Genomic DNA, 26551 nt, shown 5'->3' with positions numbered 1-26551 from the left:
GTCTTCTACCTAGCAGTGTTCAAGCATCAACCGCTTTTTGGGTCGACTTGAAGACACGAATTTTCTTACCGTCTTCTACTTTGAAACCAACGCGGTCAGCCTTGTTGGTTTCGCCGTTGAAGATGGCGACGTTGGAAGCGTGCAGTGGCGCTTCTTTCTCGACGATACCGCCCTGTACGCCCGACATCGGGTTAGGCTTGGTATGACGCTTGACCAGGTTCAGACCACCGACAACCAGACGGTTGTCAGCGAGAACCTTCAGCACCTTACCGCGCTTACCTTTGTCTTTGCCGGCGATCACGATGATCTCGTCGTCACGACGAATCTTTTGCATGTCGGATCTCCTTACAGCACTTCTGGGGCGAGCGAGACGATCTTCATGAACTTCTCGGTACGAAGTTCACGGGTCACTGGCCCAAAGATACGGGTGCCGATCGGCTCTTGCTTGTTGTTCAGCAGAACAGCAGCGTTGCCATCAAAGCGGATAATGGAGCCATCAGCACGACGTACGCCGTGACGGGTACGGACTACGACAGCAGTCATTACCTGGCCTTTTTTCACTTTACCGCGAGGAATCGCTTCCTTCACGGTAACCTTGATGATGTCGCCAATGGCAGCGTAACGACGATGGGAGCCACCCAGCACCTTGATGCACATAACGCGGCGAGCGCCGCTGTTATCGGCCACATCGAGCATGGATTGAGTCTGAATCATATAATTTCTCCGACCCCTAGCCCTTAGACTTCCACAGCGCGTTCGAGAACATCAACCAGCGCCCAAGACTTGGTCTTGGCCATCGGACGAGTTTCACGAATAGTGACTTTGTCGCCGATGTGGCACTGATTGGTTTCGTCGTGCGCGTGCAGCTTAGTCGAACGCTTAACGTATTTACCGTAGATCGGGTGCTTAACGCGACGCTCGATCAGAACGGTGATGGTTTTGTCCATCTTGTCGCTGACAACACGGCCAGTCAGCGTACGGACAGTTTTTTCGGCTTCAGCCATGATCACTTACCTGCCTGCTGGTTGAGCACAGTTTTCACGCGAGCGATGTCACGCTTAACTTGCGAGAGCAGATGAGACTGCCCCAACTGGCCAGTTGCCTTCTGCATGCGCAGATTGAACTGGTCGCGCAGCAGGCCGAGCAGTTGCTCGTTCAGCTGCTGTGCGGATTTTTCACGAAGTTCATTCGCTTTCATCACATCACCGTCCGTTTAACAAAGGAGGTGGCGAGCGGCAGCTTTGCAGCAGCCAGGGCGAAAGCCTCACGCGCCAGCTCTTCAGAAACACCCTCGATTTCATACAGGACTTTGCCTGGCTGAATCTGGGCAACCCAGTATTCGACGTTACCCTTACCTTTACCCATCCGAACTTCGAGTGGTTTTTTGGAGATAGGCTTGTCCGGGAATACACGGATCCAGATCTTGCCGCCACGTTTTACGTGACGGGTCAGGGCACGACGTGCCGACTCGATCTGACGAGCGGTGAGACGACCACGAGCAACAGACTTCAGCGCGAACTCGCCGAAGCTGACTTTGCTACCGCGCAGTGCCAGACCACGGTTGTGGCCGGTCATTTGCTTGCGGAACTTCGTACGCTTTGGTTGCAACATTTGGCGTACCCCTTACTTAGCAGCTTTTTTACGAGGCGCTGGTGCTTGCGGCTTCAGCTCTTCCTGGCGACCACCAATCACTTCGCCTTTGAAGATCCAAACCTTTACACCGATCACACCGTAGGTGGTGTGAGCTTCGTAGTTGGCATAGTCGATGTCGGCACGCAGGGTGTGCAGAGGCACACGACCTTCGCGATACCATTCAGTACGTGCGATTTCAGCACCGCCGAGACGACCGCTCACTTGGATTTTGATGCCTTTGGCACCAATGCGCATGGCGTTCTGTACGGCGCGCTTCATGGCGCGACGGAACATCACACGACGCTCCAGCTGCTGAGCTACGCTCTGGGCAACCAGCATACCGTCGAGCTCCGGCTTGCGGATCTCTTCGATATTGATGTGCACAGGCACACCCATTTGCTTGGTCAGGTCCTGACGCAGTTTTTCAACATCTTCACCTTTCTTCCCGATAACGATACCTGGACGAGCGGTGTGGATGGTGATGCGTGCAGTTTGAGCCGGACGATGAATATCGATACGGCTTACGGACGCGCTTTTTAGTTTGTCTTGGAGGTACTCACGCACCTTCAGATCAGCGAACAGGTAGTCCGCATAAGTCCGACCGTCTGCGTACCAGACGGAGGTGTGCTCCTTGACGATTCCCAGGCGAATGCCAATGGGATGTACTTTCTGACCCATCTCTTCGACTCCGTTACTTGTCAGCAACCTTGACAGTGATATGGCAAGACCGCTTGACGATGCGATCAGCACGGCCTTTGGCACGCGGCATGATGCGCTTCAGCGAACGCCCTTCGTTGACGAACACGGTGCTGACCTTCAGGTCATCAACGTCTGCGCCTTCGTTATGCTCGGCGTTGGCTACGGCCGACTCCAGCACTTTCTTCATGATCTCGGCGGCTTTCTTACTGCTGAAAGCCAGCAGGTTGAGCGCATCGCCCACCTTCTTCCCGCGGATCTGGTCGGCGACCAAGCGGGCTTTCTGGGCGGAGATTCGAGCGCCCGACAACTTAGCGGCTACTTCCATTTCCTTACCCCTTAACGCTTGGCTTTCTTGTCTGCCACGTGCCCGCGATAGTTGCGGGTACCGGCGAACTCGCCCAGTTTGTGGCCGACCATGTCTTCGTTGACGAGAACTGGGACGTGCTGACGACCGTTGTGTACTGCGATGGTCAGACCGACCATTTGTGGCAGGATCATCGAACGACGCGACCAGGTCTTAACTGGTTTGCGATCGTTCTTTTCCGCCGCCACTTCGATCTTCTTCAGTAGGTGAAGATCAATAAATGGACCTTTTTTCAGAGAACGTGGCACTGTCGTATCCCTCTATTTACTTGCGACGACGGACGATCATTTTGTCGGTACGCTTATTACCACGAGTCTTCGCGCCCTTAGTCGGGAAGCCCCATGGCGATACCGGATGACGACCACCAGAGGTACGACCTTCACCACCACCATGTGGGTGGTCAACCGGGTTCATGGCAACACCACGAACGGTTGGGCGAACGCCACGCCAGCGTTTGGCACCGGCTTTACCCAGCGAACGCAGGCTGTGCTCGGAGTTCGAGACTTCGCCCAGGGTCGCACGGCATTCAGCCAGGACTTTACGCATTTCACCGGAACGCAGACGCAGGGTTACATAAACGCCTTCACGAGCGACCAGCTGAGCCGAAGCACCAGCGGAACGTGCGATCTGTGCGCCTTTACCTGGCTTCAGTTCGATGCCGTGTACGGTGCTACCAACTGGAATGTTGCGCAGCTGCAGAGCGTTGCCCGGCTTGATCGGTGCCAGGGCACCTGCGATCAGCTGGTCGCCAGCGCTCACGCCTTTAGGGGCGATGATGTAGCGACGCTCGCCATCTGCGTACAGCAGCAGGGCGATGTGAGCGGTACGGTTTGGATCGTATTCGATACGCTCGACAGTGGCAGCGATGCCATCTTTGTCGTTGCGACGGAAGTCGACCAGACGGTAATGCTGCTTATGACCACCACCAACGTGACGAGTGGTGATGCGGCCATTGTTGTTACGACCACCAGACTTCGATTTTTTCTCGAGCAGCGGTGCGTGAGGAGCGCCTTTGTGCAGCTCCTGGTTGACCACCTTGACCACAAAACGGCGGCCAGGGGAAGTCGGTTTGCATTTAACGATTGCCATGATGCACCCCTTCCTTACTCAGCACTGCTGCTGAAATCGAGATCTTGGCCTGGCTGAAGGGAGATAACTGCCTTCTTCCAGTCATTACGCTTGCCCAGACCGCGAGCGGTACGCTTGCTCTTACCCAGAACGTTCAGGGTAGTCACGCGTTCTACTTTCACGCTGAACAGGCTTTCGACGGCCTTCTTGATTTCCAGCTTGGTTGCGTCAGTGGCAACCTTGAAAACGAACTGGCCTTTCTTGTCTGCCAGAACCGTAGCCTTCTCGGAAACGTGCGGGCCAAGCAGAACTTTAAATACGCGTTCCTGGTTCATCCCAGCAGCTCCTCGAATTTCTTCACGGCCGACACGGTGATCAACACCTTGTCGTATGCGATCAGACTAACTGGATCGGAACCTTGCACGTCACGTACATCTACGTGCGGCAGGTTGCGAGCAGCCAGGTACAGGTTCTGGTCAACAGCGTCCGACACGATCAGAACGTCGGTCAGGCTCATGTTGTTCAGCTTACCCAGCAGATCTTTGGTTTTCGGAGTTTCAACAGCGAAATCCTGAACCACGACCAGACGATCAGTACGCACCAGCTCAGCAAGGATGGAACGCATTGCTGCGCGATACATCTTCTTGTTCAGCTTCTGGGAGTGATCTTGTGGACGAGCTGCGAAGGTGGTGCCGCCGCCGCGCCAGATTGGGCTACGGATAGTACCGGCACGAGCACGGCCAGTACCTTTCTGACGCCATGGGCGCTTGCCGCCACCGGAAACGTCGGAACGGGTCTTCTGCTGCTTGCTACCTTGACGGCCGCCAGCCATGTAGGCCACGACTGCTTGGTGAACCAGCGTCTCGTTGAACTCGCCGCCAAATGTCAGTTCGGAAACTTCGATCGCTTGAGCGTCATTTACATTTAATTGCATGTCAGCTTCCCCTTAACCGCGAGCCTTGGCTGCTGGACGTACAACCACGTTGCCGCCAGTAGCGCCAGGAACAGCGCCCTTGACCAACAACAGATTGCGTTCAGCGTCCACGCGCACTACTTCGAGGGACTGTACGGTCACGCGCTCAGCGCCCATATGACCGGACATTTTCTTGCCCTTGAATACACGACCAGGAGTCTGGCACTGGCCGATAGAGCCTGGGACGCGGTGGGATACGGAGTTACCGTGGGTGTTATCTTGCCCGCGGAAATTCCAGCGCTTGATCGTACCCTGGAAGCCTTTACCCTTGGACTGACCGGTCACGTCGACCAGTTGACCAGCGGCGAAGATTTCAGCGTTGATCAGGTCGCCGGCCTTGTATTCGCCTTCTTCAAGACGGAATTCCAGGACGGTACGACCGGCAGCAACGTTCGCCTTGGCGAAGTGGCCTGCCTGAGCAGCTGTTACGCGCGAAGCACGACGCTCGCCGACAGTGACTTGCACTGCCCGATAGCCATCGGTTTCTTCAGTTTTGAACTGGGTGACGCGATTCGGCTCGATCTCGATGACCGTGACCGGAATGGAGACACCTTCTTCGGTGAAAATACGGGTCATACCGCATTTACGACCGACTACACCAATAGTCATGTTGTAAACCTCATGAGTGTACGGGGCTTTCACCCGCTATGGCCGCCCATTTCAGAGCGTTACACGACCAAGACCAAGTCTTAGCCGAGGCTGATCTGCACTTCCACACCGGCCGCAAGATCCAGCTTCATAAGCGCGTCAACGGTTTTATCCGTTGGCTGGACGATGTCCAGTACACGCTTGTGAGTGCGGATTTCGTACTGGTCACGCGCGTCTTTGTTGACGTGCGGGGAAACCAGAACGGTAAACCGCTCTTTACGGGTAGGCAGTGGAATAGGACCACGCACTTGAGCACCAGTACGTTTCGCGGTTTCCACGATTTCCTGGGTTGATTGGTCGATCAGGCGATGGTCAAAAGCCTTCAACCTGATACGGATTTGCTGATTTTGCATTGGATTTCAGACTCCGGCTGCTATTCCCACCGGGCGCAATACGCCCGTTAAAAGGAGGCGCAATTCTATAGACGCCCCATATAGGTGTCAACCCAATAAAAAAGCCCCCGCTGAGCGGAGGCTTTTTCATTTCATCAAGCTGACTCTAAAAGAGACTTACTCGATGACTTTGGCTACGACGCCGGCGCCGACGGTACGACCGCCTTCACGGATAGCGAAGCGCAGACCGTCTTCCATTGCGATGGTCTTGATCAGGGTAACAGTCATCTGAATGTTGTCACCTGGCATTACCATTTCAACGCCTTCCGGCAGTTCGCAGTTACCGGTCACGTCAGTGGTACGGAAGTAGAACTGTGGACGGTAGCCTTTGAAGAACGGAGTGTGACGACCGCCTTCTTCCTTGCTCAGCACGTAGACTTCTGCGGTGAACTTGGTGTGCGGCTTGACCGAACCTGGCTTGACCAGAACCTGGCCACGCTCAACGTCGTCACGCTTGGTGCCACGCAGCAGAACGCCGCAGTTCTCGCCAGCACGACCTTCGTCGAGCAGCTTGCGGAACATTTCAACGCCGGTGCAGGTAGTTTTCTGAGTGTCGCGCAGGCCGACGATCTCAACTTCTTCCTGGATGCGGACAACGCCACGCTCAACACGACCGGTCACAACAGTACCGCGACCCGAGATCGAGAACACGTCTTCGATCGGCATCAGGAACGGCTTGTCGATGGCACGCTCAGGCTCTGGGATGTAGCTGTCCAGAGTCTCAACCAGCTTCTTGACAGCGGTGGTGCCCATTTCGTTGTCGTCTTTGCCTTCCAGCGCCATACGGGCCGAACCAACGATGATCGGGGTGTCGTCGCCTGGGAAGTCGTAGGTGGACAGCAGGTCGCGAACTTCCATCTCAACCAGTTCCAGCAGCTCAGCGTCGTCTACCAGGTCAGCCTTGTTCAGGAAAACCACGATGTACGGAACACCTACCTGACGGGACAGCAGGATGTGCTCACGGGTTTGCGGCATCGGACCATCGGCGGCCGAGCAAACCAGGATCGCGCCGTCCATCTGGGCAGCACCGGTGATCATGTTCTTGACGTAGTCGGCGTGACCTGGGCAGTCAACGTGCGCGTAGTGACGAATGTTCGAATCGTACTCTACGTGAGCGGTGTTGATGGTGATACCACGAGCCTTCTCTTCCGGGGCGCTGTCGATCTTGTCGAAGTCAACAACGGCCGAACCGAAAACCTCGGAGCAAACACGGGTCAGAGCAGCGGTCAGAGTGGTTTTACCGTGGTCAACGTGACCGATGGTGCCAACGTTGACGTGCGGTTTGCTACGTTCAAATTTTTCTTTAGCCACGACAATAAACTCCTAGCCTAAAGGGCTGAATCAGCCTTGTTTTTTAACGAGAGCTTCGACGATGTTCGACGGAGCTTCGGAGTATTTGGAGAATTCCATGGAGTAGCTCGCGCGACCCTGAGACATGGAACGGACGTCGGTCGCATAACCGAACATCTCACCCAGTGGAACTTCAGCACGGATTACCTTACCGGACACCGAGTCTTCCATACCCTGAATCAGACCACGACGACGGTTCAGGTCACCCATCACGTCACCCATGTAGTCTTCTGGGGTTACTACTTCAACCTTCATGATCGGCTCAAGCACAACACCGCCGCCCTTCTGGGCCAGCTGCTTGGTCGCCATGGAGGCCGCCACCTTGAACGCCATCTCGTTGGAGTCGACGTCGTGGTAGGAACCATCGAACACGGTAGCCTTCAGGCCGATCAGCGGATAGCCGGCAACGACGCCGTTCTTCATCTGCTCTTCGATACCCTTCTGGATAGCCGGGATGTATTCCTTCGGAACCACACCACCCACAACTTCGTTGGTGAAGACCAGGCCTTCGGTGATGTTGCCCTTCTCGTCAACGTCTGGCTCCGAGAAACGGATCCAGCAGTGACCGAATTGACCGCGACCGCCGGACTGACGAACGAACTTGCCTTCGATCTCGACGTTGCTCTTGCTGATCTTCTCGCGGTACGAAACCTGCGGCTTGCCGATGTTGGCCTCGACGTTGAACTCGCGCTTCATGCGGTCAACGAGGATGTCCAGGTGCAGCTCACCCATACCGGAGATGATGGTCTGGCCAGTCTCTTCGTCGGTCTTGACGCGGAACGACGGGTCTTCCTGAGCCAGCTTGCCCAGTGCGATGCCCATCTTTTCCTGGTCCTGCTTGGTTTTCGGCTCTACAGCCACCGAAATCACAGGCTCAGGGAAATCCATACGCTCAAGGATCACTTGCTTCTCGAGATCGCACAGGGTGTCACCGGTGGTGACGTCCTTCATGCCGATCAGAGCGGCGATGTCGCCTGCGCGCACTTCCTTGATCTCTTCACGCTGGTTGGCGTGCATCTGCACCATACGACCAACGCGCTCTTTCTTGCCCTTGACCGAGTTGATGACGGAGTCACCGGAGGTCAGGAAGCCCGAGTAGACGCGGACGAAGGTCAGAGTGCCCACGAACGGGTCGGTGGCAATCTTGAACGCCAGGGCCGAGAACGGCTCGGCGTCGTCGGCGTGACGCTCGATCTTCGGAGCGTTTTCGTCTTCGACGTTGTCCGGGTGGATGCCCTGGATTGCAGGAATCTCGGTCGGAGCAGGCAGGAAGTCGATAACGGCGTCGAGAACCAGGGGAACGCCCTTGTTCTTGAACGAAGAACCGCAGACCGCAGGAACGATCTCGCTCGCCAGGGTACGGGCGCGCAGACCAGCCTTGATCTCTTCGACGGACAGGTCACCTTCTTCAAGGTACTTGTTCATCAGCTCTTCGTTGGCTTCGGCCGCAGCCTCGACCATGTTGTTGCGCCATTCGTTGGCCAGCTCAACCATATCGGCAGGAATCTCTTCCTCGCGATAGGTGGTGCCTTTGTCGTCTTCGTTCCAGTAGATAGCCTTCATCTTGATCAGGTCGACCTGACCCTGGAAGTTATCTTCTGCACCGATGGCCAGCTGAACCGGAACCGGGGTGTGGCCCAGACGGTTCTTGATCTGGCCGACAACGCGCAGGAAGTTCGCGCCGGCACGGTCCATCTTGTTCACGTAAACAACACGTGGAACGCCGTACTTGTTGGCTTGACGCCATACGGTTTCGGACTGAGGTTCAACACCGGAGGTGCCGCAGAAAACAACGACCGCGCCGTCGAGTACGCGCAGCGAACGTTCTACTTCAATGGTGAAGTCTACGTGGCCGGGGGTATCGATGACGTTTACGCGGTAGTTGTCGTACTGACCACGGGAACCTTTCCAGAAAGTGGTAACGGCAGCGGAGGTAATGGTGATACCCCGCTCCTGCTCCTGCACCATCCAGTCGGTGGTCGCGGCGCCGTCGTGCACCTCGCCCATCTTGTGGCTCAGACCTGTGTAGAACAGGATCCGCTCGGTAGTGGTAGTCTTGCCCGCGTCAACGTGGGCGCAAATACCAATGTTACGGTAGCGGTTGATTGCTGTAGTACGAGCCATAAAGCCCTCGCAAAATGAATGATGCTGATATTAGAAGCGGTAGTGCGAGAAAGCCTTGTTGGCTTCGGCCATACGGTGCACGTCTTCACGCTTCTTAACTGCTGCACCTTTACCTTCAGCAGCATCCAGCAGCTCGCCAGCCAAACGCAGGGCCATGGACTTCTCGCCACGCTTGCGGGCGAAGTCTACCAACCAGCGCATTGCCAGAGCGTTACGACGGGAAGGACGAACCTCGACCGGAACCTGGTAAGTAGCACCACCAACGCGGCGCGACTTCACTTCGACCAGCGGAGCGATGGCGTCGAGTGCTTTTTCGAAGAGTTCCAGGGGATCGGTGCCAGCCTTACGGGCCGCAACGGTTTCCAGGGCACCATAAACGATACGCTCGGCAACGGCTTTCTTGCCGCTTTCCATAACGTGGTTCATGAATTTGGCGAGGATTTGGCTTCCGTATTTCGGATCGTCCAGAATCTCACGCTTGGCTGCTACGCGACGTCTTGGCATTGATAAGCCCTCAAACGGTCTTCAGGTTAGCTCGGGACAGATCCTTCGGATGCGTGCCCGACCTTACTCTTATCGACTCAATAAAATGAATAACTGCAAAGCGGCCGATTACTTCGGACGCTTGGTACCGTACTTCGAACGACCCTGGTTACGGCCTTTAACGCCGGAAGTATCCAAGGAGCCGCGAACGGTGTGGTAGCGAACACCTGGCAAGTCTTTTACACGACCGCCACGGATCAGAACCACGCTGTGTTCTTGCAGGTTGTGGCCTTCACCGCCGATGTACGAGGAAACCTCGAAACCGTTGGTCAGACGCACACGGCATACTTTACGCAGTGCCGAGTTAGGTTTTTTCGGCGTAGTGGTGTACACGCGGGTGCACACGCCACGACGTTGCGGGCAGTTCTGCAGCGCAGGCACGTCGGATTTCTCGACGATACGCTTACGCGGCTGACGTACCAGCTGGTTGATAGTTGCCATCTACTAGCTCCACTGTTGTCTTGCGACGCTATTGTCTTGCAAGAAAAGCAAAATGGCGGGAACGGATTCCCGCCAAATTTAGGGGATCAAGAGTCTAAAGAGGATCTTGTCCCCAGTCAAGGCAAGGCCCCGGCCTCCCCGCCCATCGAAACTCGACAAAATGTCTCGATTCGATGAACGGAGCGGTCAGGGCCTTACGCTCATTTACCGCAGAACTCAGTTACCGCTCGAGTTCAGCGCTTCGGTCAGTGCAGCTTCCACTTCACTGGCGCTTACGCGCAACGGTTTGTCCGCATCACGGCGACGCTTGCGCTCGCTGTGGTAGGCCAGACCGGTACCGGCCGGGATCAAACGACCCACGACCACGTTTTCTTTCAGGCCGCGCAGGTAATCGCGCTTGCCGGTGACGGCCGCTTCGGTCAGCACCCGGGTGGTTTCCTGGAAGGAAGCCGCCGAGATGAACGATTCGGTCGACAACGACGCCTTGGTGATACCCAGCAGAACACGGGTGAACTTGGAGACGAACTTGTCTTCCGCGTTCAGACGCTCGTTCTCCACCAGCACCTGGGTCAGTTCCATCTGGTCGCCCTTGATGAAGCTGGAATCGCCCGACTCGGAGATCTCAACCTTGCGCAGCATCTGACGCAGGATGGTCTCGATGTGCTTGTCGTTGATCTTCACGCCTTGCAGACGGTAAACGTCCTGGATCTCGTTCACGATGTACTTGGCCAGCGCGCTCACACCCAGCAGACGCAGGATGTCGTGCGGATCGCTCGGGCCGTCGGAGATCACTTCGCCGCGGTTCACCTGTTCGCCTTCGAACACGTTCAGGTGACGCCACTTCGGAATCAGCTCCTCGTACGGATCGCTGCCGTCGTTCGGGGTGATGACCAGACGGCGCTTGCCCTTGGTCTCTTTACCGAACGCGATGGTGCCGCTGACTTCCGCCAGGATCGACGCCTCTTTCGGACGACGGGCTTCGAACAGGTCGGCAACACGCGGCAGACCACCGGTGATGTCACGGGTCTTCGAAGTCTCTTGCGGGATACGCGCGATAACGTCACCGATCGCGATCTTCGCACCGTCCGCAACACCGACCAGGGCGTTCGCCGGCAGGAAGTACTGAGCGATAACGTCAGTGCCTGGCAGCAACAGATCCTTGCCGTTGTCGTCGACCATCTTCACCGCAGGACGGATGTCCTTGCCGGCAGCCGGACGGTCTTTGACGTCGAGCACTTCAATGTTGGTCATACCGGTCAATTCGTCGGTCTGACGCTTGATCGTGATGCCCTCTTCCATGCCCACGTAGGTCACGTTACCTTTCATTTCGGTCACGATCGGGTGAGTGTGCGGATCCCACTTCGCCACGATGGCGCCAGCGTCGACCTTGTCACCTTCCTTGACCGAAAGCACCGCACCGTACGGCAGCTTGTAACGCTCGCGCTCACGACCGAAGTCGTCGGCGATCGCCAGCTCACCGGAACGGGACACGGCAACCAGGTTGCCGTCCACACGCTCAACGTGCTTCAGGTTGTGCAGACGGACGGTACCGCCGTTCTTCACCTGAACGCTGTCGGCAGCGGAAGTACGGCTTGCCGCACCACCGATGTGGAACGTACGCATCGTCAGCTGGGTACCCGGCTCACCGATGGACTGGGCAGCGATGACGCCGACCGCTTCACCGATGTTCACCTGGTGACCACGGGCCAGATCGCGGCCGTAGCACTTGGCGCAGATGCCGTAACGGGTTTCGCAGCTGATCGGCGAACGCACGACCACTTCGTCGATGCTGTTCAGCTCGATGAACTCGACCCACTTCTCGTCGACCAGGGTGCCGGCAGGAACGATGACGTCCTCGGTGCCCGGCTTGAACACGTCACGGGCAACCACACGGCCCAGTACGCGCTCACCCAACGGTTCAACAACGTCGCCGCCTTCAATGTGCGGCGTCATCAGCAGACCGTGTTCGGTGCCGCAGTCGATCTCGGTCACGACCAGATCCTGCGCCACGTCAACCAGACGACGGGTCAGGTAACCGGAGTTCGCTGTCTTCAACGCGGTATCCGCCAGACCTTTACGAGCACCGTGGGTCGAGATGAAGTACTGGAGTACGCTCAGACCTTCACGGAAGTTCGCGGTGATCGGCGTCTCGATGATGGAGCCGTCCGGCTTGGCCATCAGGCCACGCATACCGGCGAGCTGACGAATCTGTGCTGCGGAACCCCGCGCACCCGAGTCGGCCATCATGTACATCGAGTTGAACGATTCCTGCTCGACTTCGTCGCCGTGACGGTCGATGACTTTCTCTTTCGAGAGGTTGGCCATCATCGCCTTGGAGACTTCGTCGTTCGCTTTCGACCAAAGGTCGATCACTTTGTTGTACTTCTCGCCCTGGGTCACCAGGCCGGAGGCGTACTGGCTCTCGATCTCTTTCACTTCGTCGGTGGCGGCACCGATGATGCGGGCTTTCTCATCCGGGATAACGAAGTCGTTAACGCCGATGGAAACGCCGGAAATGGTCGAGTAGGCAAAACCGGTGTACATCAACTGGTCGGCGAAGATCACGGTCTCTTTCAGACCCACCACGCGATAGCACTGGTTGATCAGCTTGGAGATCGCCTTCTTCTTCATCGGCAGGTTGACGACGTCGAACGACAGGCCTTTCGGCACAACCTGGAACAGCAGCGCACGGCCGACGGTGGTGTCGACGATACGGGTGTTGTTCACGCTGTTGCCGTCACGGTCGTTCACGGTTTCGTTGATACGAACCTTGATCTTGGCGTGCAGCGCGGCTTCGCCGGCGCGGAACACGCGGTCGACTTCCTGCAGATCCGCGAACACACGACCTTCGCCCTTGGCGTTGATCGCTTCACGGGTCATGTAGTACAGACCCAGTACCACGTCCTGCGACGGCACGATGATCGGCTCACCGTTGGCTGGCGACAGGATGTTGTTGGTCGACATCATCAGCGCGCGCGCTTCCAGCTGGGCTTCCAGCGTCAGCGGCACGTGCACGGCCATTTGGTCACCGTCGAAGTCGGCGTTGTACGCGGCGCAGACCAGAGGGTGCAGCTGGATGGCCTTACCTTCGATCAGTACCGGTTCAAACGCCTGGATGCCCAGACGGTGAAGGGTCGGTGCACGGTTGAGCAGGACCGGGTGTTCGCGGATCACTTCAGCGAGAACGTCCCAAACCTCCGGCAGCTCGCGCTCGACCATTTTCTTGGCGGCTTTGATGGTGGTCGCCAGACCGCGCATTTCCAGCTTGCCGAAAATGAACGGCTTGAACAGCTCCAGAGCCATCTTCTTCGGCAGACCGCACTGGTGCAGGCGCAGGGTCGGACCTACGGTGATCACCGAACGGCCCGAGTAGTCAACGCGCTTACCGAGCAAGTTCTGACGGAAACGACCTTGCTTACCCTTGATCATGTCGGCCAGGGATTTCAGAGGACGCTTGTTCGAGCCGGTGATGGCGCGACCGCGACGGCCGTTGTCGAGCAGTGCATCGACAGCTTCCTGCAGCATGCGCTTTTCGTTGCGCACGATGATGTCCGGAGCGGACAGGTCGAGCAGGCGCTTCAGACGGTTGTTACGGTTGATCACCCGACGATACAGATCGTTGAGGTCGGAAGTCGCGAAGCGACCGCCGTCCAGCGGAACCAGCGGACGCAGGTCCGGCGGCAGAACCGGCAGAACGGTCAGCACCATCCACTCAGGCAGGTTGCCGGAGCCTTGGAAGGCTTCCATCAGCTTCAGGCGCTTGGACAGCTTCTTGATCTTGGTTTCGGAGTTGGTTTGCGGAATCTCTTCGCGCAGACGGCCAATCTCGTGTTCCAGGTCGATAGCGTGCAGCAGCTCGCGGACGGCTTCGGCACCCATGCGGGCGTCGAAATCGTCACCGAACTCTTCCAGCGCTTCGAAATACTGCTCGTCGTTCAGCAGCTGACCCTTTTCAAGGGTGGTCATGCCCGGGTCGATGACGACGTAGCTCTCGAAGTAGAGAACGCGCTCGATATCACGCAGGGTCATGTCCATCAGCAGGCCGATACGGGACGGCAGCGACTTCAGGAACCAGATGTGGGCAACCGGCGAAGCCAGTTCGATGTGCGCCATGCGCTCACGACGAACCTTGGCCAGCGCGACTTCAACGCCGCACTTCTCGCAGATCACACCACGATGCTTCAAGCGCTTGTACTTACCGCACAGGCACTCGTAATCCTTTACCGGGCCAAAGATCTTGGCGCAGAACAGGCCGTCACGCTCAGGCTTGAACGTACGGTAGTTGATGGTTTCCGGCTTTTTAACTTCACCGAACGACCACGAACGGATCATCTCAGGCGAGGCCAATCCGATGCGGATGGCGTCGAACTCTTCGACTTGACCCTGGTTTTTCAGCAAATTCAGTAGGTCTTTCAAGGCCTTTCCTCCTGGCGGAGCAGAGAGCGGGCAATCCTGCCCCGCTCTCGATCGCGTCACGTGTTATTCGGTTTCCAGATCGATATCGATGCCGAGGGAACGAATTTCCTTGATCAACACGTTGAAGGACTCGGGCATGCCCGGCTCCATACGGTGATCGCCGTCCACGATGTTCTTGTACATCTTGGTCCGGCCGTTCACATCGTCCGACTTCACTGTGAGCATTTCTTGCAGGGTGTAGGCAGCACCGTAAGCTTCCAGTGCCCAGACCTCCATCTCCCCGAAACGCTGACCACCGAACTGCGCCTTACCACCCAGCGGCTGCTGGGTAACCAGGCTGTACGAACCGGTAGAACGCGCGTGCATCTTGTCGTCTACCAAGTGGTTCAGTTTCAGCATGTACATGTAGCCAACGGTGACCGGGCGCTCGAACTTGTTGCCGGTACGGCCGTCGGTCAGCTGCATCTGGCCGCTTTCTGGCAGGTCCGCCAGTTTCAGCATGGCCTTGATCTCGCGTTCCTTGGCACCGTCGAACACCGGGGTGGCCATTGGTACGCCGCCACGCAGGTTCTTCGCCAGATCCAGGATCTCCTGATCGGAGAAGCTGTCGAGGTCTTCGTTGCGACCGCCGATCTGGTTGTAGATCTCGTCCAGGAAGGTACGCAGCTCAGCGACCTTGCGCTGCTCTTCGACCATCCGGTTGATCTTCTCGCCCAGGCCCTTGGCCGCGAGGCCCAGGTGGGTTTCGAGGATCTGACCGACGTTCATACGCGAAGGTACGCCCAACGGGTTGAGGACGACGTCGACCGGGGTGCCGTTGGCATCGTGCGGCATGTCTTCAACCGGCATGATCACGGAGACCACACCCTTGTTACCGTGACGGCCGGCCATCTTGTCGCCCGGCTGGATGCGACGGCGGATAGCCAGGTACACCTTGACGATCTTCAGCACGCCCGGCGCCAGGTCGTCGCCCTGTTGCAGCTTGCGCTTCTTGTCTTCGAACTTGTCGTCCAGCAGACGGCGACGGTCGACGATGTAGGCCTGAGCCTTCTCGAGCTGCTCGTTCAGAGCGTCTTCAGCCATGCGCAGTTTGAACCACTGACCATGCTCAAGACCGTCCAGCACTTCGTCGGTGATGTCCTGGCCTTTCTTCAGACCGGCACCGCCTTCGACCTTGTGACCGACCAGAGCGGCACGCAGACGCTCGAAGGTCGCGCCTTCGACGATGCGGAACTCTTCGTTCAGATCCTTGCGGATCTCGTCGAGCTGGCTCTTCTCGATCGACAGGGCACGGCTGTCACGCTCGACGCCATCACGGGTGAAGACCTGAACGTCGATGACGGTACCCTTGGTGCCGGTCGGCACGCGCAGGGAGGTGTCCTTAACGTCGCTGGCCTTCTCACCGAAGATCGCGCGCAGCAGTTTCTCTTCCGGAGTCAGCTGGGTCTCGCCTTTCGGAGTGACCTTGCCGACCAGGATGTCGCCAGGGCCGACTTCGGCGCCGACATAGACGATACCGGCTTCGTCCAGCTTGTTCAGTGCGGCTTCACCCACGTTCGGGATGTCCGCAGTGATTTCCTCTGGGCCAAGCTTGGTGTCACGAGCCACGCAGGTCAGTTCCTGGATGTGGATCGTGGTGAAGCGGTCTTCCTGAACCACACGCTCGGACAGGCAGATGGAGTCTTCGAAGTTGAAGCCGTTCCACGCCATGAACGCGATGCGCATGTTCTGACCCAGCGCCAGTTCACCCATGTCGGTGGACGGGCCGTCGGCCATGATGTCGCCACGCTGAACCTTGTCACCCTTGCTCACCAGCGGACGCTGGTTGATGCAGGTGTTCTGGTTGGAGCGGGTGTACTTGGTCAGGTTGTAGATGTCGACACCGGCTTCACCGGTTTCGACTTCGTCATCGGCAACGCGAACCACGATACGGCTGGCATCGACGGAGTCGATCACGCCGCCGCGGCGGGCCACGACGCAAACGCCGGAGTCACGGGCAACGTTGCGCTCCATGCCGGTACCCACCAGCGGCTTGTCGGCACGCAGGGTCGGTACAGCCTGACGCTGCATGTTGGAACCCATCAACGCACGGTTGGCGTCGTCGTGCTCGAGGAACGGAATCAGCGACGCCGCGACCGAAACTACCTGCTTCGGCGAAACGTCCATCAAGGTGACGTCTTCCGGCGCCTTGACGGTGAATTCGTTCAGGTGACGTACGGCCACCAGTTCGTCGATCAGGACTTTCTGCTCGTTCATGGTCGCCGAAGCCTGCGCGATCACGTGATCGGCTTCTTCGATGGCGGACAGGAACACGATGTCGTCGGTGACCACACCCTCTTTCACCACACGGTACGGGCTCTCGAGGAAGCCGTACTGGTTGGTGCGAGCGTAAGCAGCCAGGGAGTTGATCAGACCGATGTTCGGACCTTCCGGCGTTTCGATCGGGCAGACACGACCGTAGTGAGTCGGGTGTACGTCACGGACTTCGAAGCCTGCGCGCTCACGAGTCAGACCGCCCGGGCCGAGTGCGGACACACGACGCTTGTGGGTGATCTCGGAGAGCGGGTTGTTCTGGTCCATGAACTGCGACAGCTGGCTGGAACCGAAGAACTCCTTCACCGCCGCAGCCACTGGCTTGGCGTTGATCAGGTCTTGCGGCATCAGGCCTTCGCTTTCGGCCATCGACAGACGCTCTTTGACCGCACGCTCAACACGTACCAGGCCAACGCGGAACTGGTTCTCGGCCATTTCGCCGACGCAGCGAACGCGACGGTTACCCAGGTGGTCGATGTCGTCGACGATGCCTTTGCCGTTACGGATGTCGACCAGGGTCTTCAGGACCGCAACGATGTCTTCCTTGCACAGCACGCCCGAACCTTCGATCTCGGTGCGACCGATACGACGGTTGAACTTCATCCGGCCGACCGCAGACAGGTCATAGCGCTCAGGGCTGAAGAACAGGTTGTTGAACAGGGTCTCGGCAGCGTCTTTGGTCGGCGGCTCGCCCGGACGCATCATGCGATAGATCTCGACCAGCGCTTCCAGTTGGTTGCTGGTGGAGTCGATCTTCAGCGTGTCGGAGACGAACGGACCGCAGTCGATGTCGTTGGTGTACAGAGTCTCGATGCGAACGACGCCGGCCTTGGCGATCTTCACCAGGAGGTCGGTCGACAGTTCGGTGTTGCACTCTGCCAGGATCTCGCCGGTGGCCGGATGAACGATGGCCTTGGCGGTGGTGCGGCCCAGGACGTAGTCCAGCGGCACGTCCAGCTCTTTGATCCCGGCCTTTTCCAGCTGGTTGATGTGGCGGGCGGTAATACGACGGCCCTGCTCTACGATCACCTTGCCTTTGTCGTCCTGGATGTCGAGGACGGCGACTTCACCACGCAGGCGCTGAGGCACCAGCTCCAGGCTCAGGCCTTCGCTCTTCACATGGAATACGTTGGTGGTGTAGAACGCGTCGAGCACTTCTTCGGTGGTATAGCCGAGCGCGCGCAGCAGCACGGAAGCCGGCAGCTTGCGACGACGGTCGATACGCACGAATACGCAGTCTTTCGGGTCGAACTCGAAGTCCAACCACGAACCGCGGTAAGGAATGATGCGCGCGGAATACAGCAGTTTGCCGGAGCTGTGCGTTTTGCCACGGTCGTGGTCGAAGAACACGCCCGGGGAACGGTGCAGCTGGGAAACGATCACACGCTCGGTACCGTTGATCACGAAGGTACCGTTCTCAGTCATCAGGGGGATTTCACCCATGTAGACTTCTTGCTCTTTGATGTCCTTGATCGCTTTGTTCGACGATTCTTTGTCGAAAATGATCAGGCGCACTTTTACCCGCAAAGGTACGGCGAAAGTCACACCGCGCAATACGCATTCTTTGACATCAAATGCCGGCTCGCCCAAGCGATAGCCGACGTACTCCAGCGCAGCATTGCCGGAGTAGCTGATGATCGGGAAAACGGATTTGAAGGCCGCATGCAGGCCCACGTCGCGGAACTGATCTTTAGTCGCTCCCGCTTGCAAGAATTCACGATACGAATCCAGCTGGATGGCCAGGAGGTACGGCACATCCATGACGTCCGGCAACTTGCTAAAGTCCTTGCGGATACGTTTTTTCTCAGTATATGAGTAAGCCATCAGCGTTCCCCAGCTTGGTCACCTGCTTGTTTGGCCCCTCCCGGCGGGAGCAGCCAGAAAATCGTGCAAACCCCTTGGTTTGCGCCACCGCATCGGGTGGTGGATCCGCTATCGGCGCCGGCCTGGCCGGCTGCCAATAACGGAAAAAGGCCGGTGGCATAAGCCACCAGCCATCAGCCTTTCGCTTGACGCTCGGGCTGGAGGAGCAAAGTCGATGCTTACTTCAGCTCGACTTTAGCGCCTGCTTCTTCCAGCTTCTTCTTAGCGTCTTCAGCGGCTTCTTTCGAAACGCCTTCAGCTACAACCTGAGGAGCGCCGTCGACTTTCTCTTTGGCTTCTTTCAGGCCCAGACCGGTCAGTTCACGAACTGCCTTGATCACGTTCACTTTCTTGTCGCCGGCTTCAACCAGGACAACGTTGAACTCGGTTTGCTCTTCAACGGCAGCAGCAGCGCCAGCAGCTGGACCAGCGGCAACAGCGGCAGCAGCGGTAACGCCGAAGGTTTCTTCCATCGCTTTGATCAGCTCAACGATTTCCAGAACGGTTTTCTGGCCGATTGCTTCGATGATTTGTTCGTTAGTCAGAGACATGACTATGAATTCCTGTATTGGGGTGACAGCCTACGCGGCCATCAAATTAAACGTTTGATTTCGAAAGGATCTACGCCGCCTTAGGCAGCAGCAGCTTCTTTCTGGTCGCGCAGAGCTGCCAGGGTACGAGCCAGCTTGCTGGTAGCACCTTGGATAACGCTCATCAGCTGTGCGATAGCCTCGTCGCGAGTTGGCAGGGTTGCCAGCACGTCGATCTGGTTGGCGGCAAGGAACTTGCCGTCGAACGCAGCTGCCTTGATCTCGAACTTGTCCTGACCCTTGGCGAATTCCTTGAACAGACGAGCAGCAGCGCCCGGGTGTTCGTTGGAGAACGCGATCAGGGTCGGGCCAGCGAGCACGTCGTTGAGGACACTGAATTCAGTGTCGGCAACAGCGCGCTTGAGCAGGGTGTTACGTACGACACGTACGTATACGCCAGCTTCGCGAGCCTCTTTACGGAGTCCGGTCATTGCGCCTACAGTCACACCACGGGCATCAGCCACGACAGCGGACAGAGCGACTTTGGCAGCCTCGTTGACTTCAGCGACGATGGCCTTCTTGTCTTCGAGTTTAATTGCCACGGGTAAAACTCCTGCTTGTTACCGTTTCATCTGGCCGAAGCCGGATGTCGTTTTGGTGTCTGATTCGGTAAGGAACCGGGAGCACCATCTGCGTAGGCTTGAGGTTTAAGACTTGCGCCGCCTACGGTCTTGGATAGCCCCCGCCAGGCAGGGACCCCAATCTTCAAGTGGCGCGATCGCTCGCGCCGCTTATTGTCTTACGCGTCCAGCGAGCTTTGGTCGATGACCAGACCTGGGCCCATGGTGGTGCTCAGGGTAACGCGCTTGACGTAGATGCCTTTCGAGGAAGCCGGCTTGATACGCTTCAGGTCAGCGATCAGGGCTTCAACGTTTTCCTTCAGCTTGACGGCGTCGAAGCCGATCTTGCCAACGGAAGTGTGGATGATGCCGTTTTTGTCGGTGCGGTAGCGAACCTGGCCAGCCTTGGCGTTCTTGACAGCGCCAGCGACGTCTGGAGTCACGGTACCGACTTTAGGGTTAGGCATCAGGCCGCGAGGACCGAGAACCTGACCCAGCTGACCCACAACGCGCATGGCATCCGGGGATGCGATCACTACGTCGTAGTTCAGGTCGCCGGCTTTCATTTCTGCAGCCAGATCGTCCATGCCTACGCGGTCAGCGCCGGCAGCCAGAGCGGCTTCAGCAGCCGGGCCCTGGGTGAACACAGCAACGCGAACGGTTTTGCCGGTGCCGTGCGGCAGCACGGTAGCGCTACGAACAACCTGGTCGGATTTACGTGGGTCTACGCCCAGGTTTACAGCAACGTCGAACGACTCGCTGAACTTGACAGTCGACAGCTCGGCCAGCAGAGCGGCGGCGTCTACAATGTTGTAGGCCTTGCCTGCTTCGATTTTGCCGGCGATAGCCTTTTGACGCTTGGTCAGCTTAGCCATTACACACCCTCCACGTTAAGGCCCATGCTACGAGCAGAACCGGCGATAGTACGCACGGCTGCATCCATATCAGCTGCAGTCAGATCCGCGTTTTTGGTTTTCGCGATCTCTTCCAGCTGAGCACGGGTAACAGTGCCAACCTTAACGGTGTTCGGACGAGCGGAGCCGCTGGTCAGACCGGCCGCCTTCTTCAGCAGAACCGAAGCAGGGGTGGATTTGGTTTCGAAAGTGAAGCTACGGTCGCTGTAGACAGTGATGATCACTGGAGTCGGCAGACCTGGCTCAAGACCCTGGGTACGGGCGTTGAAAGCCTTGCAGAACTCCATGATGTTCACGCCGTGCTGACCCAGAGCTGGGCCGACGGGTGGGCTTGGGTTAGCCTGAGCGGCCTTCACTTGCAGCTTGATGTAAGCGGTAATCTTCTTGGCCATGAGGCACTCCAATTACGGGTTCGAACGCCTCGAAAGGCTCCCCGGTTACTTGCGCGTTTATCCCAGTGACGACAAAACCCCACAGCCTACGGCTGCGGGGTTGGGATGCTTGCCCAGTTAGACCTTCTCGACCTGACTGAACTCCAGCTCCACCGGAGTAGAGCGTCCGAAAATGAGCACCGCGACCTGGATCCGGCTCTTTTCGTAGTTAACTTCTTCAACAACGCCGTTGAAATCAGCGAAAGGACCGTCATTGACACGAACAGTCTCGCCCGGCTCGAACAGAGTCTTCGGCTTAGGCTTGTCGCTGCCGTCGGCAACACGACGCAGAATGGCTTCCGCCTCTTTGTCAGTGATTGGCGCAGGCTTGTCGGCAGTACCACCGATAAAACCCATCACCCGAGGAGTATCCTTGACCAAGTGCCAAGTACCCTCGTTCATATCCATTTGAACCAGCACATAGCCTGGGAAGAACTTACGTTCGCTTTTGCGTTTCTGGCCGTTACGCATTTCAACCACTTCTTCAGTGGGAACCAGAATTTCGCCGAAGCCATCTTCCATGCCAGCCAGCTTCACACGCTCGATCAAGGAGCGCATTACATGCTTCTCGTAACCCGAGTAAGCATGCACAACGTACCAACGCTTAGCCACGGGACACCCTTAGCCTACAATCAGGGAAACAAGCCAACCGAGGAGGGAATCAAGCCCCCACAGCAGCAACGCCATAACCAGGACAACAGCTACGACAATCAGCGTAGTCTGCGTGGTTTCCTGACGAGTTGGCCATACGACTTTACGAATCTCGGTACGAGCTTCCTTTGCCAGCGCGAAGAACGACTTGCCTTTTGCAGTTTGCAGACCCACATAGGCAGCAACAGCAGCGATGGCAAGCAGAGCAAGCACGCGGTACAGGATCGGCGAAGCGGAGAAATAATGATTGCCGACAACACCAACAACCACCAAGGCAACCACTACAAGCCACTTGATCAGATCAAAGCGAGAGCTTTGGGCTTCAGCTTTAGGAGTCATCTGTGAAGATCCTGTGAAAAGAAAGCCAGACACACCGAGTGAATCTGGCAGGTCAGGAGGGAATCGAACCCCCAACCTACGGTTTTGGAGACCGTCGCTCTGCCAATTGAGCTACTGACCTAAAACAAAATCAGGCCGACCATTATGCCGGCCCGAAAAAGACATTACAACCGTTTACTCGATAACTTTAGCTACGACGCCGGCGCCGACGGTACGACCGCCTTCACGGATAGCGAAGCGCAGACCGTCTTCCATTGCGATGGTCTTGATCAGGGTAACAGTCATTTGAATGTTGTCACCTGGCATTACCATTTCAACGCCTTCCGGCAGTTCGCAGTTACCGGTCACGTCAGTGGTACGGAAGTAGAACTGTGGACGGTAGCCCTTGAAGAACGGAGTGTGACGACCGCCTTCTTCCTTGCTCAGCACGTAGACTTCTGCGGTGAACTTGGTGTGCGGCTTGACCGAACCTGGCTTGACCAGAACCTGGCCACGCTCAACGTCGTCACGCTTGGTGCCACGCAGCAGAACGCCGCAGTTCTCGCCAGCACGACCTTCGTCGAGCAGCTTGCGGAACATTTCAACGCCGGTGCAGGTAGTTTTCTGAGTGTCGCGCAGGCCGACGATCTCAACTTCTTCCTGGATGCGGACAACGCCACGCTCAACACGACCGGTCACAACAGTACCGCGACCCGAGATCGAGAACACGTCTTCGATCGGCATCAGGAACGGCTTGTCGATGGCACGCTCAGGCTCTGGGATGTAGCTGTCCAGAGTCTCAACCAGCTTCTTGACAGCGGTGGTGCCCATTTCGTTGTCGTCCTTGCCTTCCAGCGCCATACGGGCCGAACCAACGATGATCGGGGTGTCGTCGCCTGGGAAGTCGTAGGTGGACAGCAGGTCGCGAACTTCCATCTCAACCAGCTCCAGCAGCTCAGCGTCGTCTACCAGGTCAGCCTTGTTCAGGAAAACCACGATGTACGGAACGCCTACCTGACGGGACAGCAGGATGTGCTCACGGGTTTGCGGCATCGGACCATCGGCGGCCGAGCAAACCAGGATCGCGCCGTCCATCTGGGCAGCACCGGTGATCATGTTCTTGACGTAGTCGGCGTGACCCGGGCAGTCAACGTGCGCGTAGTGACGAATGTTCGAATCGTACTCTACGTGCGCAGTGTTGATGGTGATACCACGAGCCTTCTCTTCCGGGGCGCTGTCGATCTTGTCGAAGTCAACAACAGCCGAACCGAAAACCTCGGAGCAAACGCGAGTCAACGCAGCGGTCAGAGTGGTTTTACCGTGGTCAACGTGACCAATGGTACCGACGTTGACGTGCGGCTTACTACGTTCGAACTTTTCCTTAGCCATCGAAATCACCCTAGGAGTAGAATTAAGCGAACTACGCAGACCATTAAAACAAAGGCAGATATTTTCATATCTGCCTTATCATATGGAGCTCTTGAGCGGATTTGAACCGCTGACCTCACCCTTACCAAGGGTGTGCTCTACCAACTGAGCTACAAGAGCGTAACACTTTGCACAACCTGCAAACTTGGAGCGGGTAGCGGGAATCGAACCCGCATCATCAGCTTGGAAGGCTGAGGTTCTACCACTAAACTATACCCGCGGAGCCTGCAGCTCACGCTAAAATCTGGTGGAGGGGGAAGGATTCGAACCTTCGAAGTCGTAGACGTCAGATTTACAGTCTGATCCCTTTGGCCGCTCGGGAACCCCTCCTAAGCGAGCCGGCATTCTATACTATGCCAGCCTTCTGTCAAGCATTTTCTCATTTAAAATCTTGAGGTTAGCTGCTTTGACATCGCCCCACCTCTTCAACCTCTTCAGGTCTTCGTTGTGGAGCGGGCGCCATTCTATGCAAACTATTCGGAGGGCGCAACCCCCTCACACATCATTATTTTATGTTTTAACTCATTGAATTCCTTGGAAAGGTTTTGCAGCTGCCCTTCGTCCAGCAAACCCTGGCTTTCAGCTGGGATACGGAACCAATAGGCAGCCTCGGAGGACTCTTTCTGGAGCTGCTGGGCCTTGATGCCCAACTCACCTAGACGCCGACCGAGAAGCTGTGCCTCTTCAGACCTGCCAACGACACCCACGTACAGGCACTCACCATTGGCCGACGTGACATTCTTTTTCTCGCGAGAGACACCCTTGGCCTCACTGAGCAAACGGATATCCTGTTGCGCCCCTCGATAGAGGCTCAGAGTCGTGACGTCCTTTGCGCGCAAAGGTGCTTCCTGCTGATGCCAGACGTAATAAAACACATTGAGAACCAAAAGCAGCAGGAACAACCAACGCATACGTACCTCAGGAAAAAGGACAGGCCATCGCCAAGCCCACGAACACCAAATCGGGAACGACCTTTGCCTCCGGCACTACTCCCGATACTAGGCCAGCATCGCCCCCCGTCACAAATACCGTGAAGTCTTCCCCCCAGTAGGCGCGGGCCAGCTCGATCTGAGTCAATACAAACCCCCTCAGCATCAATGAGCAACCGCGCTCCACCGCCTCCACCGTGCTGCGCCCCGGCGCGTGGCTGACCAATGCGCGCTCGGCCGCCTGATCTCCATAACGAATCTTTCGGGTGTGAGTCCTCAACTGGTTGCGCATGAGCGGCATGCCGGGACAAATGAAGCCCCCCAAGTGTTCACCGTCCGCCGCAACGAAGTCGGCGGTCACCGCTGTACCGAAATCGAGCACCAGACATGCGCCCGAGGCCAGGCGAAAGCCTCCAAGCATCGCTAACCAACGGTCGAGCCCCAGACGCTCATAGTCTTCATATCCATTTCTGACTCCGGACATTTCACGCGCCGGCGCCGCGCACACAACAGGCAAACGGAAATCACGCTCCAGAAGCCTGATGAGATCGCTCGTCTCCTCCGCGGTTCTGACGCTAACCAGGCGGCACCGCTGCAACGAAATACCATCCAGCTCGCGCAAAGCGTCGAGCAGTGCCTGGTCAGAGTCGACAACCCCCTCCTGGATCACCGCGTCGGCCTGGACGGACAACACTCGCCACTTTATAAAGCTGTTACCGCAATCGAGCTCAAGAATCATCACGCAACCTCAAACTGAGCTCACCACCGCTATAAGTCTTTTCCACACCATCCACCTTCAGACGCAATGCACCATGACTGTCAATGCCAAGTGCCACGCCGTCCGTTCGATTGACGCCGGCAGTGAGAGAAACCGGCTGATCCTGCCACAGGTGATTGCTTTCCCACTCTGCCTGGAGCACAGAGAACCCTTCAACCTGATGACGCCGCAGATAAGCCTGAAGCTGATGGCTCAACTCAACCACAAGCAGGTTCCGGTCATGGCTTTTGCCTGACTCAAGCCGCATGGACGTCCATTGCTGATCCACCTCGTTCGTGGCCTGCATATTGACGTTGATACCGATGCCTAGCACTACATGGCAGACATCAGCCGGATCACCGACAATTTCGAGCAAGATGCCGGCAATTTTCTTTCGTCCAACCAGGACGTCATTAGGCCACTTCAACCCCAATCCAGGCACACCCAGCTTGCGCAAGGCCTGCAGAACCGCCAAGCCCACAACAAGACTCAGCCCCTCCAGCTGACGCATGCCGCCATCAATGCGCAAGACGAGGCTGTAATAGAGATTTTCGGCAAACGGACTCACCCACTTGCGACCACGGCGACCGCGGCCCGCCAGTTGCCGCTCGGCCAGCACCAAAAATGGCGCAGGCCGCCCCTCGTCAATCGCACGCAATGCTTGCGCGTTGGTCGAGTCAGTTGAGTCAAGGATGAAAGACGGCCAGTCCTTTAGCTCCTCCGCTATCTTGTGAGGATCAAGCAACGTCAAGGGAGCCGCCAATTGATAGCCCCGCCCCCGGACTTTATGAATGGACAGCCCAAGCTCGCTCTCCAGATGCTGGAGCTGCTTCCATACGGCACTTCGGCTGATGCCTAGTGCGGCTCCCAGGGCCTGACCGGAATGGAACTGGCCATCCTTCAGGAGATTCAACAACGTCAGCATGCGGATCTCGCCTCGTAATGAGGCCCGAATGATAGCCATGCCCTGCACCGTTGCATAGAAACTCGACGTAGGAACTTTCCTGCGGGCAAAACAAAACCCCAACCGCTTTCGCAGTTGGGGTTCCGGAATTTAATCTTGACGATGACCTACTCTCACATGGGGAAACCCCACACTACCATCGGCGATGCATCGTTTCACTTCTGAGTTCGGGATGGGATCAGG

At 57.2% G+C, this 26551-nt stretch carries 29 protein-coding genes, 4 tRNA genes and 1 rRNA gene; all 34 read right to left on the bottom strand.

Going from position 1 to position 26551, the window contains the following annotated elements; all coding sequences use genetic code 11:
- Nucleotides 1-19 precede the first annotated feature (19 nt).
- Complete coding sequence (rplX, locus tag CAG41_RS12935) at nt 20-334, bottom strand: 50S ribosomal protein L24 (RefSeq protein WP_003186046.1); 315 nt, start codon at nt 332-334, stop codon at nt 20-22.
- An 11-nt stretch (nt 335-345) separates the two neighbouring features.
- Nucleotides 346-714 carry a 50S ribosomal protein L14 gene (gene rplN, locus CAG41_RS12930; protein WP_024778329.1) on the bottom strand — a complete coding sequence of 123 codons (369 nt, stop codon included), beginning with the start codon at nt 712-714 and terminating at the stop codon, nt 346-348.
- A 23-nt stretch (nt 715-737) separates the two neighbouring features.
- Nucleotides 738-1004, bottom strand: coding sequence for a 30S ribosomal protein S17 (gene rpsQ, locus CAG41_RS12925; RefSeq protein ID WP_003194644.1), 267 nt, complete (start codon nt 1002-1004; stop codon nt 738-740).
- A 2-nt stretch (nt 1005-1006) separates the two neighbouring features.
- Nucleotides 1007-1198 (bottom strand): 50S ribosomal protein L29, encoded by a 192-nt coding sequence (rpmC, locus tag CAG41_RS12920; protein ID WP_002555481.1) that lies wholly within the window; start codon nt 1196-1198, stop codon nt 1007-1009.
- Nucleotides 1198-1611, bottom strand: a complete 414-nt coding sequence (gene rplP / locus CAG41_RS12915; protein WP_003228729.1) for a 50S ribosomal protein L16 — start codon at nt 1609-1611, stop codon at nt 1198-1200. The genes rpmC and rplP overlap by 1 nt, the downstream gene beginning before the upstream one ends.
- A gap of 12 nt (nt 1612-1623) precedes the next feature.
- Entirely contained in the window at nt 1624-2310 is a 687-nt protein-coding gene (gene rpsC / locus CAG41_RS12910; protein ID WP_003176422.1) for a 30S ribosomal protein S3, read from the bottom strand.
- A 13-nt stretch (nt 2311-2323) separates the two neighbouring features.
- Complete coding sequence (rplV, locus tag CAG41_RS12905; RefSeq protein WP_003304070.1) at nt 2324-2656, bottom strand: 50S ribosomal protein L22; 333 nt, start codon at nt 2654-2656, stop codon at nt 2324-2326.
- Nucleotides 2657-2667: 11 nt separating this feature from the next.
- Nucleotides 2668-2943 carry a 30S ribosomal protein S19 gene (gene rpsS / locus CAG41_RS12900; RefSeq protein WP_085585806.1) on the bottom strand — a complete coding sequence of 92 codons (276 nt, stop codon included), beginning with the start codon at nt 2941-2943 and terminating at the stop codon, nt 2668-2670.
- 16 nt (nt 2944-2959) lie between these two features.
- Nucleotides 2960-3784, bottom strand: coding sequence for a 50S ribosomal protein L2 (rplB, locus tag CAG41_RS12895; RefSeq protein WP_011063775.1), 825 nt, complete (start codon nt 3782-3784; stop codon nt 2960-2962).
- Nucleotides 3785-3798: 14 nt separating this feature from the next.
- Nucleotides 3799-4098, bottom strand: coding sequence for a 50S ribosomal protein L23 (gene rplW, locus CAG41_RS12890; RefSeq protein ID WP_002555488.1), 300 nt, complete (start codon nt 4096-4098; stop codon nt 3799-3801).
- Complete coding sequence (gene rplD / locus CAG41_RS12885; RefSeq protein WP_007924200.1) at nt 4095-4697, bottom strand: 50S ribosomal protein L4; 603 nt, start codon at nt 4695-4697, stop codon at nt 4095-4097. The genes rplW and rplD overlap by 4 nt, the downstream gene beginning before the upstream one ends.
- A gap of 12 nt (nt 4698-4709) precedes the next feature.
- Nucleotides 4710-5345, bottom strand: a complete 636-nt coding sequence (gene rplC / locus CAG41_RS12880; RefSeq protein ID WP_085585804.1) for a 50S ribosomal protein L3 — start codon at nt 5343-5345, stop codon at nt 4710-4712.
- Nucleotides 5346-5425: 80 nt separating this feature from the next.
- Nucleotides 5426-5737 carry a 30S ribosomal protein S10 gene (gene rpsJ / locus CAG41_RS12875; RefSeq protein WP_003186070.1) on the bottom strand — a complete coding sequence of 104 codons (312 nt, stop codon included), beginning with the start codon at nt 5735-5737 and terminating at the stop codon, nt 5426-5428.
- Between the two features lie 156 nt (nt 5738-5893).
- Nucleotides 5894-7087, bottom strand: coding sequence for an elongation factor Tu (gene tuf / locus CAG41_RS12870; RefSeq protein WP_085585788.1), 1194 nt, complete (start codon nt 7085-7087; stop codon nt 5894-5896).
- Nucleotides 7088-7117: 30 nt separating this feature from the next.
- Complete coding sequence (fusA, locus tag CAG41_RS12865) at nt 7118-9250, bottom strand: elongation factor G (RefSeq protein ID WP_085585802.1); 2133 nt, start codon at nt 9248-9250, stop codon at nt 7118-7120.
- Nucleotides 9251-9280: 30 nt separating this feature from the next.
- Complete coding sequence (gene rpsG / locus CAG41_RS12860) at nt 9281-9754, bottom strand: 30S ribosomal protein S7 (RefSeq protein ID WP_016772941.1); 474 nt, start codon at nt 9752-9754, stop codon at nt 9281-9283.
- A 108-nt stretch (nt 9755-9862) separates the two neighbouring features.
- Entirely contained in the window at nt 9863-10234 is a 372-nt protein-coding gene (gene rpsL, locus CAG41_RS12855) for a 30S ribosomal protein S12 (RefSeq protein ID WP_003186084.1), read from the bottom strand.
- Between the two features lie 216 nt (nt 10235-10450).
- A complete protein-coding gene (gene rpoC, locus CAG41_RS12850; RefSeq protein ID WP_085585800.1) occupies nt 10451-14650 on the bottom strand; it encodes a DNA-directed RNA polymerase subunit beta' in 4200 nt (1399 codons plus the stop codon).
- A gap of 63 nt (nt 14651-14713) precedes the next feature.
- Nucleotides 14714-18787, bottom strand: coding sequence for a DNA-directed RNA polymerase subunit beta (gene rpoB / locus CAG41_RS12845; RefSeq protein WP_085585798.1), 4074 nt, complete (start codon nt 18785-18787; stop codon nt 14714-14716).
- A gap of 218 nt (nt 18788-19005) precedes the next feature.
- Nucleotides 19006-19377 carry a 50S ribosomal protein L7/L12 gene (gene rplL / locus CAG41_RS12840; RefSeq protein WP_085585796.1) on the bottom strand — a complete coding sequence of 124 codons (372 nt, stop codon included), beginning with the start codon at nt 19375-19377 and terminating at the stop codon, nt 19006-19008.
- A gap of 80 nt (nt 19378-19457) precedes the next feature.
- Nucleotides 19458-19958, bottom strand: a complete 501-nt coding sequence (rplJ, locus tag CAG41_RS12835; protein ID WP_085585794.1) for a 50S ribosomal protein L10 — start codon at nt 19956-19958, stop codon at nt 19458-19460.
- Between the two features lie 197 nt (nt 19959-20155).
- The gene (gene rplA, locus CAG41_RS12830; RefSeq protein WP_085585792.1) at nt 20156-20851 is read right to left on the bottom strand and encodes a 50S ribosomal protein L1; all 696 of its coding nucleotides are present in this window, start codon (nt 20849-20851) and stop codon (nt 20156-20158) included.
- The gene (rplK, locus tag CAG41_RS12825; RefSeq protein ID WP_003176435.1) at nt 20851-21282 is read right to left on the bottom strand and encodes a 50S ribosomal protein L11; all 432 of its coding nucleotides are present in this window, start codon (nt 21280-21282) and stop codon (nt 20851-20853) included. Before rplK ends, rplA begins: the two co-directional genes overlap by 1 nt.
- Before the next feature lie 117 nt (nt 21283-21399).
- Nucleotides 21400-21933, bottom strand: a complete 534-nt coding sequence (gene nusG / locus CAG41_RS12820; protein WP_007957598.1) for a transcription termination/antitermination protein NusG — start codon at nt 21931-21933, stop codon at nt 21400-21402.
- Between the two features lie 9 nt (nt 21934-21942).
- A complete protein-coding gene (secE, locus tag CAG41_RS12815) occupies nt 21943-22311 on the bottom strand; it encodes a preprotein translocase subunit SecE (protein WP_085585790.1) in 369 nt (122 codons plus the stop codon).
- Between the two features lie 45 nt (nt 22312-22356).
- Nucleotides 22357-22432 (bottom strand) — tRNA-Trp (locus CAG41_RS12810).
- Nucleotides 22433-22485: 53 nt separating this feature from the next.
- Nucleotides 22486-23679, bottom strand: coding sequence for an elongation factor Tu (gene tuf / locus CAG41_RS12805; protein WP_085585788.1), 1194 nt, complete (start codon nt 23677-23679; stop codon nt 22486-22488).
- A gap of 83 nt (nt 23680-23762) precedes the next feature.
- Nucleotides 23763-23838, bottom strand: a tRNA-Thr gene (locus CAG41_RS12800).
- A 26-nt stretch (nt 23839-23864) separates the two neighbouring features.
- Nucleotides 23865-23938: transfer RNA gene (locus tag CAG41_RS12795), tRNA-Gly, on the bottom strand.
- Between the two features lie 25 nt (nt 23939-23963).
- Nucleotides 23964-24048 (bottom strand) — tRNA-Tyr (locus CAG41_RS12790).
- 143 nt (nt 24049-24191) lie between these two features.
- The gene (locus tag CAG41_RS12785; protein ID WP_085585786.1) at nt 24192-24629 is read right to left on the bottom strand and encodes a hypothetical protein; all 438 of its coding nucleotides are present in this window, start codon (nt 24627-24629) and stop codon (nt 24192-24194) included.
- 7 nt (nt 24630-24636) lie between these two features.
- Complete coding sequence (locus CAG41_RS12780; protein WP_085633527.1) at nt 24637-25386, bottom strand: pantothenate kinase; 750 nt, start codon at nt 25384-25386, stop codon at nt 24637-24639.
- Entirely contained in the window at nt 25376-26329 is a 954-nt protein-coding gene (gene birA / locus CAG41_RS12775) for a bifunctional biotin--[acetyl-CoA-carboxylase] ligase/biotin operon repressor BirA (protein ID WP_085586008.1), read from the bottom strand. Before birA ends, CAG41_RS12780 begins: the two co-directional genes overlap by 11 nt.
- Before the next feature lie 133 nt (nt 26330-26462).
- Nucleotides 26463-26551 (bottom strand): 5S ribosomal RNA (rrf, locus tag CAG41_RS12770); the annotation flags it as partial.

The sequence above is a fragment of the Pseudomonas sp. B35(2017) genome (assembly GCF_002113645.1).
GTDB classification, from domain to species: Bacteria; Pseudomonadota; Gammaproteobacteria; order Pseudomonadales; family Pseudomonadaceae; genus Aquipseudomonas; species Aquipseudomonas ekonensis.
Note: the sequence above shows the minus strand (reverse complement) of the source record. Positions and strands in the feature narration are given on the sequence as shown.